Annotated in this window: 1 protein-coding gene; it reads right to left on the bottom strand. The window is 41.1% G+C overall.

Translation table 11 applies throughout. The features are described 5' to 3' along the window. Nucleotides 1-58: 58 nt before the first annotated feature. The gene (locus AC5O77_RS22055; RefSeq protein WP_494507203.1) at nucleotides 59-472 is read right to left on the bottom strand and encodes a M15 family metallopeptidase; all 414 of its coding nucleotides are present in this window, start codon (nucleotides 470-472) and stop codon (nucleotides 59-61) included. Between the last annotated feature and the right edge of the window lie 163 nt (nucleotides 473-635).

The raw sequence follows: 635 nt of genomic DNA, 5'->3' as shown, positions 1-635 counted from the left end.
ATACCAAACCCAACCACACAAGCCCAAAATTACGCATAACCACAACAGCGAGGAATATTTACGGATAAACGGCACGATGTAATTCAAAATGCGGGCCATCATAAAAACGTTCATCTTCACTTTTCCCATTACCGTTCCAATCTCCACCCCAGCGAATGGTGACATTTAATTCTTTGGCCGCTCGAAACATTGCCTTCGCAATTTCCTTAAATTTATTCCGTTCTGACCAAGGGATTTTTCCTTCAACCAGCGGGGCTAAATCCACCGCGTGACCGGTTAAATGACGGCTATTCATTGTTTTAGTTGCCCCTTGCTTAAAGAGTTGGGCTTGGCGTGCTTTTGTTCTCACTCCTTCAATCACCGCAAAATCTACCGTGCTATATTCAAGGGCTTTGTTTACTACGAGAATTAAATCTGAATGCACTCCCGAGAGTCGCTTTTTACTCATTGTTGATAGTTTAAAATTACTCATTTTTTATACCAGCTTTACTTTTAAAAAAACCTAGTAAAAGTTGCCTTACCGCACTCGTTCCAGCCAACCCTATCGCAGCTCCAGCAGGCGTTATTAAAGAAATATCAAAATGAAAGTGCATTAATACTGGTTGCATAACCCCAGCAATTAAACTACATAACAG

This window comes from Stenotrophomonas sp. INTA L402-1 (genome assembly GCF_059295135.1).
Note: the sequence above shows the minus strand (reverse complement) of the source record. Positions and strands in the feature narration are given on the sequence as shown.

What these genes read in the sequence shown, in the direction of transcription:
- AC5O77_RS22055 (WP_494507203.1), bottom strand. Translation starts at nt 472, where the DNA reads ATGAGTAATTTTAAACTATCAACAATGAGTAAAAAGCGACTCTCGGGA.